Annotated in this window: 16 protein-coding genes; 7 read left to right on the forward strand and 9 right to left on the reverse strand. The window is 72.9% G+C overall.

The genetic code is table 11. The annotated features are described in order from the left end of the window. The first annotated feature begins 239 nt into the window (after positions 1-239). A complete protein-coding gene (locus tag AB0K00_RS18940; RefSeq protein WP_363522382.1) occupies positions 240-647 on the forward strand; it encodes an MmcQ/YjbR family DNA-binding protein in 408 nt (135 codons plus the stop codon). Positions 648-662: 15 nt separating this feature from the next. Here AB0K00_RS18940 and AB0K00_RS18945 read toward each other — a convergent pair whose 3' ends face one another. Beyond that, a complete protein-coding gene (locus AB0K00_RS18945; RefSeq protein WP_363522384.1) occupies positions 663-947 on the reverse strand; it encodes a hypothetical protein in 285 nt (94 codons plus the stop codon). A gap of 67 nt (positions 948-1,014) precedes the next feature. Between AB0K00_RS18945 and AB0K00_RS18950 the strand changes: the two genes are divergently transcribed. After that, positions 1,015-2,040: a helix-turn-helix transcriptional regulator gene (locus tag AB0K00_RS18950; protein WP_363522385.1), complete on the forward strand. Its 1,026-nt coding sequence runs from the start codon at positions 1,015-1,017 to the stop codon at positions 2,038-2,040. Positions 2,041-2,045: 5 nt separating this feature from the next. Here AB0K00_RS18950 and AB0K00_RS18955 read toward each other — a convergent pair whose 3' ends face one another. From AB0K00_RS18955 to AB0K00_RS18970, 4 genes are all read right to left on the reverse strand, one after another. After that, positions 2,046-3,482 (reverse strand): methyltransferase domain-containing protein, encoded by a 1,437-nt coding sequence (locus tag AB0K00_RS18955; protein WP_363522387.1) that lies wholly within the window; start codon positions 3,480-3,482, stop codon positions 2,046-2,048. 31 nt (positions 3,483-3,513) lie between these two features. Next, positions 3,514-5,046 carry an NAD(P)/FAD-dependent oxidoreductase gene (locus AB0K00_RS18960; protein WP_363522389.1) on the reverse strand — a complete coding sequence of 511 codons (1,533 nt, stop codon included), beginning with the start codon at positions 5,044-5,046 and terminating at the stop codon, positions 3,514-3,516. Between the two features lie 2 nt (positions 5,047-5,048). After that, positions 5,049-5,513 (reverse strand): cupin domain-containing protein, encoded by a 465-nt coding sequence (locus AB0K00_RS18965; protein WP_363522390.1) that lies wholly within the window; start codon positions 5,511-5,513, stop codon positions 5,049-5,051. A gap of 93 nt (positions 5,514-5,606) precedes the next feature. Beyond that, a complete protein-coding gene (locus AB0K00_RS18970; protein WP_363522391.1) occupies positions 5,607-6,371 on the reverse strand; it encodes an IclR family transcriptional regulator in 765 nt (254 codons plus the stop codon). 38 nt (positions 6,372-6,409) lie between these two features. Between AB0K00_RS18970 and AB0K00_RS18975 the strand changes: the two genes are divergently transcribed. The 4 genes from AB0K00_RS18975 (at position 6,410) to AB0K00_RS18990 (ending at position 9,561) form a co-directional block, all read left to right on the forward strand. Further along, the gene (locus AB0K00_RS18975; protein WP_363522393.1) at positions 6,410-7,186 is read left to right on the forward strand and encodes an SDR family oxidoreductase; all 777 of its coding nucleotides are present in this window, start codon (positions 6,410-6,412) and stop codon (positions 7,184-7,186) included. Next, positions 7,186-7,686 (forward strand): cupin domain-containing protein, encoded by a 501-nt coding sequence (locus AB0K00_RS18980; protein ID WP_363522395.1) that lies wholly within the window; start codon positions 7,186-7,188, stop codon positions 7,684-7,686. The genes AB0K00_RS18975 and AB0K00_RS18980 overlap by 1 nt, the downstream gene beginning before the upstream one ends. A gap of 74 nt (positions 7,687-7,760) precedes the next feature. Beyond that, the gene (locus AB0K00_RS18985; RefSeq protein WP_363522396.1) at positions 7,761-8,624 is read left to right on the forward strand and encodes an alpha/beta fold hydrolase; all 864 of its coding nucleotides are present in this window, start codon (positions 7,761-7,763) and stop codon (positions 8,622-8,624) included. Further along, positions 8,617-9,561: a 2,3-dihydroxyphenylpropionate 1,2-dioxygenase gene (locus AB0K00_RS18990; protein WP_363522397.1), complete on the forward strand. Its 945-nt coding sequence runs from the start codon at positions 8,617-8,619 to the stop codon at positions 9,559-9,561. The genes AB0K00_RS18985 and AB0K00_RS18990 overlap by 8 nt, the downstream gene beginning before the upstream one ends. On the opposite strand, the gene dmpG is transcribed toward AB0K00_RS18990, so the two are convergent. The 3 genes from dmpG to AB0K00_RS19005 are packed head-to-tail and all read right to left on the reverse strand — an operon-like array spanning position 9,548 to position 12,269. Beyond that, entirely contained in the window at positions 9,548-10,552 is a 1,005-nt protein-coding gene (gene dmpG, locus AB0K00_RS18995) for a 4-hydroxy-2-oxovalerate aldolase (RefSeq protein ID WP_363522398.1), read from the reverse strand. The two genes, AB0K00_RS18990 and dmpG, sit on opposite strands and share 14 nt — an antisense overlap. Continuing rightward, positions 10,549-11,472, reverse strand: coding sequence for an acetaldehyde dehydrogenase (acetylating) (locus tag AB0K00_RS19000; protein ID WP_363522400.1), 924 nt, complete (start codon positions 11,470-11,472; stop codon positions 10,549-10,551). The genes dmpG and AB0K00_RS19000 overlap by 4 nt, the downstream gene beginning before the upstream one ends. Next, entirely contained in the window at positions 11,469-12,269 is an 801-nt protein-coding gene (locus AB0K00_RS19005) for a fumarylacetoacetate hydrolase family protein (RefSeq protein ID WP_363522401.1), read from the reverse strand. The genes AB0K00_RS19000 and AB0K00_RS19005 overlap by 4 nt, the downstream gene beginning before the upstream one ends. Positions 12,270-12,385: 116 nt before the next feature. Between AB0K00_RS19005 and AB0K00_RS19010 the strand changes: the two genes are divergently transcribed. Further along, the gene (locus AB0K00_RS19010) at positions 12,386-12,841 is read left to right on the forward strand and encodes a TerB family tellurite resistance protein (RefSeq protein ID WP_363522402.1); all 456 of its coding nucleotides are present in this window, start codon (positions 12,386-12,388) and stop codon (positions 12,839-12,841) included. Here AB0K00_RS19010 and AB0K00_RS19015 read toward each other — a convergent pair whose 3' ends face one another. After that, complete coding sequence (locus AB0K00_RS19015; RefSeq protein WP_363522403.1) at positions 12,842-13,885, reverse strand: DUF4331 family protein; 1,044 nt, start codon at positions 13,883-13,885, stop codon at positions 12,842-12,844. Positions 13,886-14,027 lie beyond the last annotated feature (142 nt).

A 14,027-nucleotide genomic window follows, 5' to 3' on the forward strand; every position in this document is an offset into this window, starting at 1 on the left:
GAGGACGACGATCTGCGCATCCGTGACGCGCTGCTGGCCGGGCGGGAGAGCGCCCTCGCCGAGGCGTACGACACGCACGCCGGCGCCGTGTACGGCCTCGCGCTGCACATCACCAGGGACCCAAGTATCGCCTCAGCAGCGCCCTGCGCCGCATCGCGGTCCAACTCGCCGACCACGTCGACGGGCGCTGACGGAGCAGGGACCGGCGGTGACCGGTGGCCGCGGTTATGGTCTTCGGTGTGGCGCATCCCATCATGTTCGACGACGCCGACCCGGTCCTCGGCCGGGTGCGGGCGCTCGCCCTTGCATTCCCGGACGCCGCGGAGAAGATCTCCCACGGGCATCCCGCGTTCTACACGACCAAGGTCTTCGCCTACTACGGCGGCTCTGTCAAGGTCGACGGCGTGTACCGGCAGCATGAGCACTCGGTCGTCGTGCTGGTCGACCCGGCCGAGCGCGAGGCACTGCTCGAGGACGCGCGCAGCTACGTGCCGGCGTATCTCGGCCCCTCCGGTTGGATCGGTGTGGACCTCACCGCCGACACCGACTGGGCCGAGATCGGCGAGCTGCTGGACGCCAGCTACCGGCGTACCGCCGGCCCGCGCCGCGTCGCCGCCCTTGATGCCCTTGGCGTCCGCTCTGCCTGAGCCTGCCCGGGCCATCTAGTCGTCGGCGGTCTCGAAGATCCTGGTGCTGGGGGTGCCGTCGAGCGCCGGCGCCCGCTGTGGATCGGACCACACGGTCGTGCGCAGGAACCGCTCGAACGCCTCGGCGGCCTGCGCCGTCGGGAAGTCCAGGTCGATCGCCACGTAGTGCTCGTCGTCGACCGGTCGCATGACGCGGTGGCGTAGCACGCCCGCCTTGTCGCGGGCCTCGGCGAAGGTGTCGAACGCGCGCCGCCACAGCGCGAAGTCCACGATTGCGTGTTCGATTCGTAAGGTCGGCATGCCACCGACGCTAACGAGCGCCGGGCGGGTCGCGTATCCCAGAAACCTGGGGTCCTATGGTGGTGCGGTGGGGTTCGCAGCGGCGGCCGGGCGGGTGCGGCGCATCGGCGCCGCGGCAGTCGACGCGCGGACGCTGCGGGCGCAGACCCTGACCGAGATCGGCCGGGTCGTGCCGTTCGACGCGTATGTCTGGGCGCTGACGGATCCGGAGACGTCCGTGGGGACGGACCCCCTGGCCGCGGTGCCGCCGGCGCTGATGCCGGTCCTGCCCCGGCTGATCCGCCTCAAGTACCTCACCGCGACCAACCGGTGGACGTCCCTGACCGCCGCCGCCCGGCTCACCGAACCCGGCGCCAGCCTGATGTGGCGCGAGTTGCTCGGCGCCCACGGCGTCACCGACATCGCCTCGGCGGTGTTCCGCGACCGGTTCGGCTGCTGGGGATTCCTCGACCTGTGGCGCGCCGGCGGCGTCTTCACCGGACCCGAACTGGCGTTCCTCGACGACGTCACCGAGCCGCTCACCGCAGACCTGCGCCGCTGCCAGGCGGGCACGTTCACCGCCGCCGGCGGGCCCAGCGCACCGGGCCCGGTGGTGCTGCTGCTCTCCCCGGACATGGAGGTCATCGAGCAGACCCCGCAGACCCGCGAACACCTGATGCGGCAGCTGCCACCGGGCGCCGGCGCCGAGCCCGTCCCGGCCAGCGTCTACAACGTCGCGGCGCAGCTCATCGCGGCCGAGTCCGGCGTCGACCCGCAGCCGCCGTCTGCCCGGGTACACCTTGCCGCCGGACGATGGCTCACGCTGCGGGCCGCCCGTCTCGGCGCTGCCGGCCGCACCGACGCGCAGATCGCGGTCACCATCGAGGAGGCGTCACCGGCGGCGCGGACGGCGGTGTTCGCCCGCGCCTTCGGCCTCAGCCCGCGCGAAACGGAGCTCCTCACCCACCTGACGTCCGGCGCCGACACCCGCGCCGTCGCCACCGACATGTTCCTCAGCCCCAACACGGTCCAGGACCACCTCAAGTCGATGTTCGCCAAGACCGGCACCCGCAACCGGCGTACCCTGCTGTCCCGCGCCCTCGGCACCGCCTGATCCGGTCAGTCCCACCAGAACGACCAGACCCGCGCGCCGACGAGCAGCGGTGCGTATTCGCGTTCCACCACGCATGCACTGGGTACGTCCCCAGCGCCGCGCTGAGTACGGCGCCTCATGCGGTGCCGGGCCGCGCGGCCGTACGGTGCGCCCATGACATCGAGCGTTGTGCCCCGTCCTCGCCGTGCGCCGCGGACCCAGCTCCTCGGCGGGCTGGGCGTCGCCGTCCTCGCGGCGGCGTCGTGGTTCGGGTGGATGGGCTGGGACTCGCAGTACCAGATCGATCCGGTGACCCAGGTGGCGAGCGGCCCGTACGAGGCGTGGCAGGTTGTGGGCTGCGCCGGGTCCCTGCTCGTCGTGCTCGTCGCCGCGCTGCTCGCCGGGATCCATCCGGTCGTCGCGTCGGCGGCGATGACGGTGGCGTTCACCGCGGCCTGGACGGCGACCGCCGCACCGCAGGACGACACCGGCATGTACGGCGTCGGCATGGTGCTGCTGTTCGCCGGCCTGGCCGCGGGGACCGCGGTCGTGTCGGCCGCCGTCATCGGTCTGCGCACCGCGCTGGGCCGCCGTGACCACGGAACCTCGGCGGCGCCCGGAGCCTGATGCGTTTCGGCAGTTGCGTGGCCGGCGAGGGGGTGGTCAGCGGTGCGGTGGGCGACGAGGTGGCGGGCGTTCGGGCGGTGGTGCCACTCGCCGGCGGGGGAGCGGCGCAGGAACTCGGCCCGCAACTGTTCGGCGAACGCCTCACCCCGTGCGGTGACCAGTGGGCGCATCGGTCCGGCGCGGGTGTGGGCGGCGAAGAAGGCCGCCGCGTCCGGGTGGGACATCGGGTGGGACAGCCGTTCGTCCCGCTCCACGACGATGCCCGGCAGGGCCGTCAACGCCGGGACGAGGCGGTCCTGCCAGGTGTCGTCGCCCGGTGGCACGTGGGCGGCGACGACCTCGGCGAGGCGGGCGAACGGGCCGTCGTCCTCCGTGTACCGCGGCCAGAACAGCACCGACAGCACGCCGCCGGGGCGCAGTGCCGCCGCCCACGAGCGGATGGCGGCGTCGGGCTCGGGCAGCTGCTGCAGCCCGAACACCGACACCACCGCGGCGCAGCGTCCGGTCCAGCGACCGTCGAGCGTCGAGGCGTCGCCCTGTTCGACGGTGGCGCCGGGGTACCGCGCAGCTCGCGAACGGGTCAGCCGGACCATCCCAGCGGACAGGTCAACACCGGCGACGGGGCGGCCGGGTAGCCGGGTGGCGAGCGCGTCCAGCTCCGGGAACGTGCCGCAGCACGGCACCAGCACCGGCCCGTCTGGCAGCGGCCGGCCGGCGACCGCGTCCGCCGCCGTGGCCACCCACGGCGCGAAGCGTGGCACGTAGTACGCCTCGTAGCCGTCGGCGGCCTCGTCCCAGCCGCGGGCGAGCCGTGCCAGCCGTGCAGGGTCCGTCATGACTCCACCATGCACCAGCCGGGCGGACCCGTCAGGTGCCGGCCGGGGCGGTCGTCGGCGCGGCGGCCGGCTCGGCAGCGGTGGCGGTGGGGGCAGCGGTGGCGGTGGACAGGCGGGCGATCAGCTTCGGGGTGACGGCGCGGTAGGCGGCGGGGTTGACGGGGTTCAGCCAGTGTGAGGCGCGGACCGCGCGGCTGATGTTCAGGTCCAGGTCGTTGAGGACCTCGTCGACGTTGTGCAGCGAGAACGGGATGATCTTCGTGCCGCGGCTGTGGTGCCGGTTGGTGGCGGTGTCCATGAACGCGAGCTGGTCGACGACCGCGGCGCGCATCCGGTCCGGGTCCGGCAGCGGGACGGCGCCGGCGAGGTGGGCGGCGATCCACACGGCGGCCATCTCGGCGTTGAGCGGGCTGAAGAACGACGAGTTGTACCCGTTGAAGTACAGCCCGGGCACGTGCAGCGGCAGGATCTGGCGGTACAACATGAAATTCGAGCGCTCGTCCAGCAGGCGGTCCTGCACGTGCTGGTCGAGGAACGGCACGCCCTGGGTGAAGCCGGTGGCGCACACGACGAGCGAGGCGGGCAGCAGCGTGCCGTCGGAGAGTTCGGCGTGCGGGCGGCCGTCCTTGGCCAGGAGCCGGGTGATGGTGGTGTCGCGGTGCACGACGATGCTGCCGTCGGCGACGCCCTCGAAGAAGCCCTCGGTGGCCAGGCCGATGGCGCCCTTGACGATGCCTTCCATCGTGCCGGCCGGCACCAGGCCGAGCCGTTCCAGTTTGAACTGCCGCTTCGAGACCGAGCCGATCGAGTTGATCATGTTGCGGCGCAGCGGGTTGCCGGGGCCGTGCAGGAACTTGTCGAGGCCGCGCAGGTGGATGTAGCGGAACAGGGCCTCGCCCATGCGGGTCAGCAGCAGGAACTTGAAGTTGAGGAAGCCGCCGATCTTGCGCGGGACCTTCCACAGCAGCTGCCGGGCGATGACATGGGTGCTGGCGGCGGTTTTGCTCACGGGGACGGTGACGTCGCACGCCGACTTGCCGTAGCCGACGACGAGCACGTCGCGGTCGCGGGCGTCCTCGGCGTCGTGCAGATCGGTGCCCGCGCAGACCCGGCCGCCGGCGGCGGTGAACTCGTCCAGGCCCGGGAAGGCGGGGATCAGCGGCTCGCAGAAGACCCCGTTGGCCACGACGAGCCGGTCCACCTGCTCGACGCCGTTGTCGCGCAGCTCCAGCGTCCAGCCGTCGGCGTCCTGCACGGCCCGGGTCACCTCGGTGTTGAGCCGCAGGTGCCGGTCCACCCCGAAGTGGGCCGCGTAGTCCGCGAGCCAGGCCTGCACCTGCGCGCCGGTCGGCCACTCGGGGTAGTCGCGGGGCATCGGGAAGTCCGACAGGGCGTAGGTGGCCTTGGCGCTCTGCGTCGTCAGGCCCGGGTAGCGCCGGGTGCTGCTCCACACGCCGCCGACGTCCGGGGCCTTGTCCAGCACCACCACGTCGTGCCCCGCCTGCATGAGCGTCTTCGCGGTGGCCAGCCCGGCGACGCCGGCCCCGATGATCCCGACGCGCATGGTCAGTGGCCTCCCGCCGGCAGCTGCAGCTCGATGCCGAAGTCGGCCATGATGCCCTTGAGCACCGCGATGTCCTTCGGTCCGGGCGGCAGGGCGCCGAGCGCCTGGTAGTACGCCTCCAGCCCGGCGGGGGAGACGACGGAGATGACGCGGGCCTCGTCGCCGTACGGGTTGCGGAACGCGTGCACCACGTTGCGCGGCAGGTACAGGTAGTCGCCGTGCTCCAGGACGAAGTCCTCGCCGCCGAGACTGACATCCAGCCGCCCGGCCAGGCAGATGAAGGACTCGTCCTCGCGGGTGTGCAGGTGCGGGGGCGGGCCGTCGGTCTGCGGCGGGATCGCGTACTCGAACAGCGAGTACGCGTCGCGGGTCGACTTCCCGTCGGTCTTCATCGTGATGCCCAGCCCGATCGCCGGGATCTGTGTTCCCTTGCGCGATGCGAGCATGTATCCGCCGCCCAGACTCATCGGGGCCTCCTCTGTGTCCGTGTGTCCTGGCTCACAGGGTGGCCCCGCGATGATCCGGCGCCAACGTCGCGTCCCGCTGAACGGGACTGAACTTCACCGGGACGTGTACGCCCGCGACGCCGCGGCGGCCGCCATCCGCACGGCCGGCCCGGCCCGGTCGGCGCGCACCAGCGCGGACGGGCCGGTGACCGACAGGGCTGCCACGACCCCGCCGAGCGGGCCGAAGATGGGCGCGGCGACGCAGCTGACGCCGATGTTGCCCTCCTCCCGGTCCACCGCCCAGCCGCGGTCGGGGATCGCGGCCAGTTCGCGACGCAGCGCGGTGGCGGTGGCGATGGTCCGTGGCGTGCGCCGCTCCAGCCCGGCCTCGACGACCGCGTCGACCGTGGCCGCGTCGCTGTAGGCGAGGATGGCCCGGCCCAGGCCGGAGCAGTGCGCCGGGATCATGCCGCCGACCTGCGACAGCATCGGCATCGGACGATGCCCGCTGATCTTCTCCACGACCAGGACCTGGGTCCCGCTGAGCACGCCGAGCTGGACGGTCGTGCGGGTGGCGTTGTAGAGGTCCTGCAGGAACGGCAGCACCGCCTCGCGCAGCTCGTGCCGGATCGGGGACAGGCCGGAGATCTCGAAGAGCCGGTTGCCGATGCGGTACCGGTCGTGCGGCTTGTCGAGCCAGCCGAGCCGCAGCATCTTGTCGGCGGTGCGGTGGGTGGTGGACCGCGGCAGCCCGGACCGGGCGACGAGCGCGGCCAGCGTCAGCTCGCGGTGCGTGGCGTCGAACGCGGCCAGGATCGCGGCGGCGCGCTCCAGTCCGCCCATCGCCGCGGAACTCTCGTCCCGCTCAGCGGGACTCAACGTTGGTCCCAGGATCTCATGGGCCCCAGGCTAACGCTGTGACCACGAACGTTGCGCTCGTCGGGGGCGGAGCCACCGGGATCGGCGCCGCCACCGCCGAGCACCTCGCGCGTGCCGGGCACCGGGTGGCGCTCACCGGCCGCCGGGCGGACGTCCTCGAGGCGGCCGCGGCGGGCCTGCGGGAGCGCACCGGCGCGCAGGTGGAGCCGATCGTGGCCGACGTCGCCGACCCGGCGTCGGCCGCCCGGACCTTCGACGCGGTCACCGCCCGGTTCGGCGCCCTCGACGTGCTGGTGCTCAACGCCGGCGGGCCCCCGCCCGGCGGCATCCTCGACGTCGACGACGCGCAGTGGCGGGCCGCGTTCGAGCTGCTCGTCCTGGGCCCGCTGCGGCTGGCCCGGCTCGCGCTGCCGGCGATGGCGGACCGCGGCTTCGGGCGGATCGTGTTCGTGACGTCCACCGCGGTCCGCCAGCCGCAGCCGGACCTCGCCGCGTCGGTGGTGCTGCGCGCCGGGGTCACCGCCGCGGCCAAGCTGCTGTCCCGGGAGCACGCCGGCCGGGGCGTCACCGTCAACTGCGTGGCCCCTGGACCGACCGCCACGCAACGGCGGCAGCGGATCCTCGCCGCGCGCGCCGGCCGTACCGGGGAAGACGTCGCCGACGTGGACGCCGCCGACGTCGCGAGCGTCCCCGCGGGACGACCCGGTCGCCCGGAGGAGATCGGCGCGGCCGTGGCGTTCCTCGCCTCGGCCGCCGCAAGCTACGTCAACGGGACCGTGCTCACGGTCGACGGCGGCAGGACGGAGACGATCTGATGGCACAACAGGGGCCTGACTTCGCGATGGCGGACTTCCTGTCGGCGATCGCGGCCACGGTACGACCAAGCCCCGCCCGTCCGATCGTGGTGCACTCCGGGGAGCTGGAACGGCTGCCGGCCGATCAGGTGCACAACCCGACCGAGCTGTCGATCGCCGGTCGGCTGCCGACCACCACGTTCGAGATCTTCCGGCAGACGATCCCGCCGGGCCGCACCTCCGACATGCAGCGCCATCACCACGAGACCGTCCACTACGTCATCGCCGGCACCGGCCACACCGAGGTCGAGGACGACGTCGAGCAGTGGTCGACCGGCGACTTCATCTACACGCCGCCGTGGACGTGGCACCGGCACTACAACGACGCCGCCGACGCGCCGGTGGAGTTCCTCACCATCGAGAACTCGCGGCTGCTGGGCCTGCTCGGCGTCTCCCGCCGGCAGAGCGCCGGCCTGTCCACCGTCGCCGAGGCCCGCGCCCGGTTCAAGGAGCAACCATGACCGGCCAGCGAAGCGGCTCGGGCCGGTCATCGGCAGAGCAGTCCTGGGTCACGCCCGGAACGAAGTGAGGACGCATGACGGATCTGCCCGAGCACATCAGCATCTGGGGCGAGCTCGCCGACGTCCCGCACGAGCTGCGCCACGTCGACGTCGCCGGGGTCCGCACCCGCGTCCTGCTCGCCGGCGCCGGGCCCGACCTGATCCTGTTGCACGGCACCGGCGGGCACCTGGAGGCATACGCCCGGGACATCCGCGGGCTCGCCGACGGCTTCCGGGTCGTCGCCTACGACATGGTCGGGCACGGCTGGTCGGACACGCCGGACCGGCCGTACACCATCGACGTGCTGTCCGATCACCTGCTGGGCCTGATGGACGCCCTCGGCATCCAGCGCGCGCACCTGTCGGGGGAGTCGCTCGGCGGGTGGGTCGTCGCGTGGACCGCCGCGCACCATCCCGACCGGGTGGACCGGCTGGTGCTCAACACGCCCGGCAACATCGCCAACAAGCCCGAGGTCATGGCCCGCATGCGGGACAGCACCATGGCGGCGGTACGCGACCCCAGCGACGCGACCGTCCGCCGGCGGGTCGAGTTCCTGTTCCACCACAAGGAGATGGTTACCGACGAGCTGGTGCTTCTGCGCCGCGCCGTGTACAGCCGGCCCGGGTTCGTCCAGGCGATCACCAACACCCTCGTGCTGCAGGACCCCGTGGTGCGCAAGGACTTCGCGTGGGAGCCCGGCTGGGTCGGCAAGATCGCCGCGCCGACGCTGCTGCTGTGGACCGAGCACGACCCGACCGGCGGGCTCGACGAGGCCGCGATGCTGCTGGACTGGCTGCCGGACGCGCGCCTGCACGTCATCGCCGACGCCGGGCACTGGCCGCAGTGGGAGAAGGTCGAGGAGTACCTGCGGGTCCACCGGGAGTTCCTGCATGAGTGAGATCGTCGGGTTCGTCGGCATGTCCCACTCGCCGTTCGCGACCCTGCTCCCGCCGGCCGGCACCGGCGACCCCGGCGGCGCGTTCCTCGGCGACGCCGCCCGGGTCGCGGCCGCGGTGCGGGACCTGGCCCCGGACGCGGTCGTGGTCATCGGCCCCGATCACTTCCACGCCAACTTCTACGACCAGATGCCGCCGTTCGTCCTCGGCGTCGAGGAGGCGGTCGGCTTCGGTGACTTCGGCAGCACCGCCGGCCCGCTGCCGGTCGCGCCGGCCCTGGCCTGGGAGATCCGCGACGGCCTGGCCGGCGCCGGGTTCGACCTGTCGCTGTCCTACTCGCTGACCGTCGACCACGGCGTGGTGCAGAGCTACGAGATGGCGTGCGGCACCGGTGTCCCGCTGGTGCCCCTCGTCGTCAACACCGCCGCGCCGCCGCTGCCGGGCCTGCGCCGGTGCGTGGCGCTCGGCGGGGCGCTCGGCGCCGCCATCCGCGCCGCCGCGTTCCCCGGCCGGGTCCTGGTCGTGGCCAGCGGCGGGCTGTCGCACTGGCTGCCGTCCAACGACCCCCGCGACCCGTCGGTCGCCGGCGAGCGCCGCGCCGCGCTCATCCACGGCCGCCAGGACGCCCGCGCGTTCGCCGCGGCCCGGGAGCCGCGGGTGCGGGCGATGGGCGGCGACCCGAACGCCCGCGTCAACGCCGGCTGGGACCGCTGGTTCCTGGACCGGCTGCGGACCGCCGACCTGGACGCGGTCGCCGCGCTCGGCGACGAGCGCCTCGAGGCGGTGGCCGGCAGCGGCGGGCACGAGATCCGCGCCTGGCTCATCGGCCACGCCGCGGTGGGCCTGCCGCTGGTCTGGGACAGCTACGAGGCCGTCCCCGAATGGATCACCGGCATGGGCATCGGGGCGACGTTCCCGGTCCCGCCTACCGCTTGCTGAGGTCCAGGGCGATGTCGACGAGCATGTCCTCCTGGCCGCCGACGAGCCTGCGCCGGCCGGCTTCGAGCAGGATCGAGCGGACGTCCACGTCGTAGCGGGCCGAGGCCACCTCCGCGTGCCGCAGGAACGACGAGTAGACCCCGGCATAGCCGAGCGTCAGCGTCTCCCGGTCGACCCGCACCGGGCGGTCCTGCAACGGCCGTACCAGATCCTCGGCGGCGTCCTGCAGCGCGAACAGGTCGCACCCGTGCTCCCAGCCCTCCAGGTCCGCGACCGCGACGAACGGCTCGACCGGGCAGTTGCCGGCGCCCGCGCCGTGCCCGGCGAGCGACGCGTCGACCCGGGTCGCCCCCTCCTCGACCGCGACGACCGAGTTCGCGACCGACAGCGACAGGTTCTCGTGCGCGTGGATGCCGACCTCCGTGCCGGCGTCGAGGATGTCGCGGTACGCCCGCACCCGCTCCCGCACGCCGCGCATCGTGAGCCGCCCGCCGGAGTCGGTGACGTAGACGCAGTGCGCGCCGTAGGACTCCATCAGCGCCGCCTGCCGGGCGAGGACCGCGGGCTCCGCCAGGTGACTCATCATGAGAAACCCGGAGACGTCCATGCCGAGTTCCCGCGCGACCCCGATGTGCTGGGCGGCGACGTCGGCCTCCGTGCAGTGCGTCGCGACCCGCACGGAGCGGACCCCGAGGCCGTGCGCCCGGCGCAGGTCCCGGATCGTGCCGATGCCGGGCAGCAGCAGCGTGGTGAGCCGGGCCCGTTCGATCGCGCCGGCCGCCGCCTCGATCCACTCCCAGTCGGTGTGGCTGCCCGGCCCGTACGTCAGCGAGCCGCCGGCCAGGCCGTCGCCGTGCGCGACCTCGATGCCGTCGACGCCGGCCGCGTCGAGCGCGGCGACGATCCGCCGCACGTCGGCGGGGCCGATCCTGTGCCGCACCGCGTGCATGCCGTCCCGCAGGGTCACGTCCTGGATGAACAACCTGGTCACCGCACCGCCTCCAGGGCCGCGATCCGCTCGGCGACGCGCAGCGCGGCCGAGGTCATGATGTCGAGGTTCCCGGCGTACGCCGGCAGGTAGTGCGCGGCGCCCTCGACCTCCAGGAACACCGTCACCTGATGGGTCGCGTTCGCGGCGCCCAGGGTGTGCACCGGCGGTCCGTCCAGCGGCGTGATCTGCACCTGTTGTTTCAGCCGGTACCCGGGCACGTAGGCGGCGACCGCCGCGACCATCGCCAGCACCGACGCGCGGATGGCGGCGTGGACCACCGGGGACGGTTCGTCGATGAGCGCCAGGACGGTGTCGCGCATGATGAGCGGCGGCTCGGCCGGGTTGAGCACGATGACGGCCTTGCCGCGACCGGCGCCGCCGACCGTCTCGATCGCGTGCGCGGTGGTCTCGGTGAACTCGTCGATGTTGGCGCGGGTGCCCGGACCGGCCGAGCGGGACGCGATCGACGCGACGATCTCCGCGTACGGCACCGGCGTCACCCGCGAGATCGCCGCGACGACCGGGATGGTGGCCTGACCGCCGCAGGTGACCATGTTCACGTTCGGCGCGCCGAGATGCTGTTCCAGGTTCACCGCCGGCACGACGTACGGGCCGAGCGCGGCGGGTGTCAGGTCGATCAGCCGCGGGCCGTGCGGGGCGAGGCGCACCGCGTTGGCCCGGTGCGCGGCGGCGGAGGTCGCGTCGAACACGATCCGGATCTCGTCGAACCCGGGCAGCGCGATCAGCCCGTCGACGCCGTCGGCGACGGTGGTGACCCCGAGCCGGGCGGCGCGGGCGAGGCCGTCGGAGGCCGGGTCGATGCCGACCATGGCCGCCATCTCCAGGGACTCCGACAGGCGCAGCACCTTGATCATCAGGTCGGTGCCGATGTTGCCGGACCCGATCACGGCGACCTTCATGCGGTTCGCCCGAATCGTGCGCTGACGGTGCCGAGGCCGGACAGCGTCGCGGTGACCCGCATGCCGGGCGTGACGGGCACCATCGGGCCGAGGGCGCCGGACAGGACGACCTGGCCGGCGCGCAGCGGGTCGCCGAGGTCACGGGCGGCGCGGGCCAGCCACGCCAGGGCCTTGAGAGGGTCGCCGAGGCAGGCGGCGCCGGTGCCCCGGGACACCACGACGCCGTCGGCGGCCAGCTCCATGACGGTCTCGGCCGGTTCGAACGCCTCCAGGGTGCTGCGGTGCGCCCCGAGCACGAACATCCCGCTCGAGGCGTTGTCGGCGACCGTGTCCGCGATCGTGATGTCCCACCCGGCGATCCGGCTGTCGACGATCTCCAGCGCCGCAACGGCATGGGCGACCGCGGCACGGATCCGGGCGTCGGTCAGGTCACCCTCGTCGAGGTCCTCCCCGAGGATGAACCCGACCTCGGCCTCGATCTTCGGCTGCAGCAGCCGGTCGAACGGGATCTCGGCGGCGCCGCTGACGTCCATGTCGTCGAAGAGGACCCCGAAGTCGGGCCGGTCCACGCCGAGCTGGCGCTGCACGGCCGCCGACGTGAGCCCGATCTTGTGGCCGACGACCCGCGCGCCGGCGTCGAGGCGGCCGAGGGTGAGCCGGCGCTGTACCGCGTACGCGGCGGCGACGTCGTCCGCGCCGATCAGGTCACGCACCGGCGGGCACGGCCGGCCCGAGCGGGCCGCGTCGAGCAGCCGTGCCGCGGCGCGGTGTGTACCGGTGGCGGGCGGGGAAGTCATGCCCCACACCATGCCCGTACGCCCAGGCACCGGCCAGAGCACAGTCCCGCTCAGCGGAACACCTCGCGGCGGGTACGGTTGCGTCGGGGGGCTTCAACATTTTGGGGGAAGCAGTTATGGGATTCTTCGACCAGCTCCGCAGCCGCACCGCTGAGATGAGCGGCCAGCTGAAGACCAGGGCCGGCCAGTTCAAGAGCAAGGAGTTCGCCAACGCGAGCATGGCGATGTGCGCGCTCATCGCCGCCGCCGACGGCAGCATCGACCCGGCCGAGCGGCAGCGGACCGAGGGCGTGATCACGAGCAACGACATCCTTGCCGTCTTCCCGCCGGACGAGCTGCGGCAGAAGTTCGCCTTCTACGCCGACCGTCTGGTCCGCGACTTCGAGTTCGGCAAGGTCGAGGCGATCGCCACGATCGCCAAGCTCAAGTCGAAGCCGGACCACGCCCGGGCCGTCATCCAGATCGGCATCATCATCGGCGGCGCCGACGGCAACTTCGACGACAACGAGAAGAAGGCCGTCCGCGAGGCCTGCTTCGCCGTCGGGATCGCACCCGCGGAGTTCGACCTCTAGTCACGTCACCTGCGGGACGTAGGGGAACCGCGTCGTGGGCTTCCTGGTGACCGAGTCCTTGGACAGGCCGATGGTGAAGGCCGTGTTGGTCGCCAGGGAGAACATGATGTCCGGGGCGTTGTCGGTCAGGGCACGGCCGTTGAAGCCGTTGAAGCCGAACATCGCCGGGGTGCCCACCGTGTAGGGCAGCGTGTCGGGCAGCAGCCGCGCCGCGACGGCCGCGCCGTACGCACCGGGGTCCTCCGCGGTGCCGTAGGCGGCCACGACCGACGACACCATGTCCGCCAGCAGCTTGCCGAAGCTGGCGGCGTCCTCGGCCGGGACGGTGAGGTTGAGCTGGTCGCCGAGCGTCTCGAGATACTGGGTGAACAGCGGGTGGATCATCGGGTGGCCGGCGCGGTTGACCTGGCGCCAGCCGCCGGCGTCGGTGGCGAGGTTGGTCCGCGCCCAGACGTTGATGTCCTTGCCGAAGGCCGCCGCCAGCACCTGCCGGTCGGGCACTTCCAGGACGATGGAGTGCACGGTCTGCCCGGCGTGCAGGTTGCTCGCCCGGTCCGGGGTCCAACCCCCGAGGTCGGCCCGGGTGCCGTCGGTCATGGCGTGGCCGACGGCGTGCAGCACGTCGGGTTCGATCCAGAACGGGTCGCCGGCCCGGCCCACCCACAGCCGCAGGTCGTCCGGGCCGTCGCCGACGACGCCGGTGCGGCTCTCCACCAGCAGGGTCCCGTCAGCGTCGGGATCGGCGGCGTCCGTGCCGGTCAGCCGGTGCAGCCGCAGCAGCTGATTGCCGTGCGCGTCGAGCTCGCCGAAGGTGAACCGGAACGTGAGGTCCTCCACGGCATCGCCGTCGGTGTCGACCTTGAACTCGTACTGCGCCTCGGGGTGGAAGCCCGCCGGAACCTGGTAGCCGGTGACCTCCGTGGCGATCGAATGGTTGACGTTCATGACGAAGACGGTGCCGCGCTCGCCGCGGAACACGTACAGGTCACTGATGTCCAGCCGGACATCCTTGCGGGCGGCGGGGGAGTCAAGGTGATGCGACATCTGGTCGCCTCCTCTGTGTGTGTTTCGGCTGATCGCCTCTGCCCGCTCCGGCCCGCCACACACCGCACTCACCCCGTGACCACCTCTGGCGCCGACGTTGTACAGTGCGGCCGTGCCGCCGACGGGGAACGTGAGCAGCAGG

The sequence above is a fragment of the Dactylosporangium sp. NPDC049525 genome (genome assembly GCF_040676755.1).
In the GTDB taxonomy this organism is placed as follows: domain Bacteria; phylum Actinomycetota; class Actinomycetes; order Mycobacteriales; family Micromonosporaceae; genus Dactylosporangium.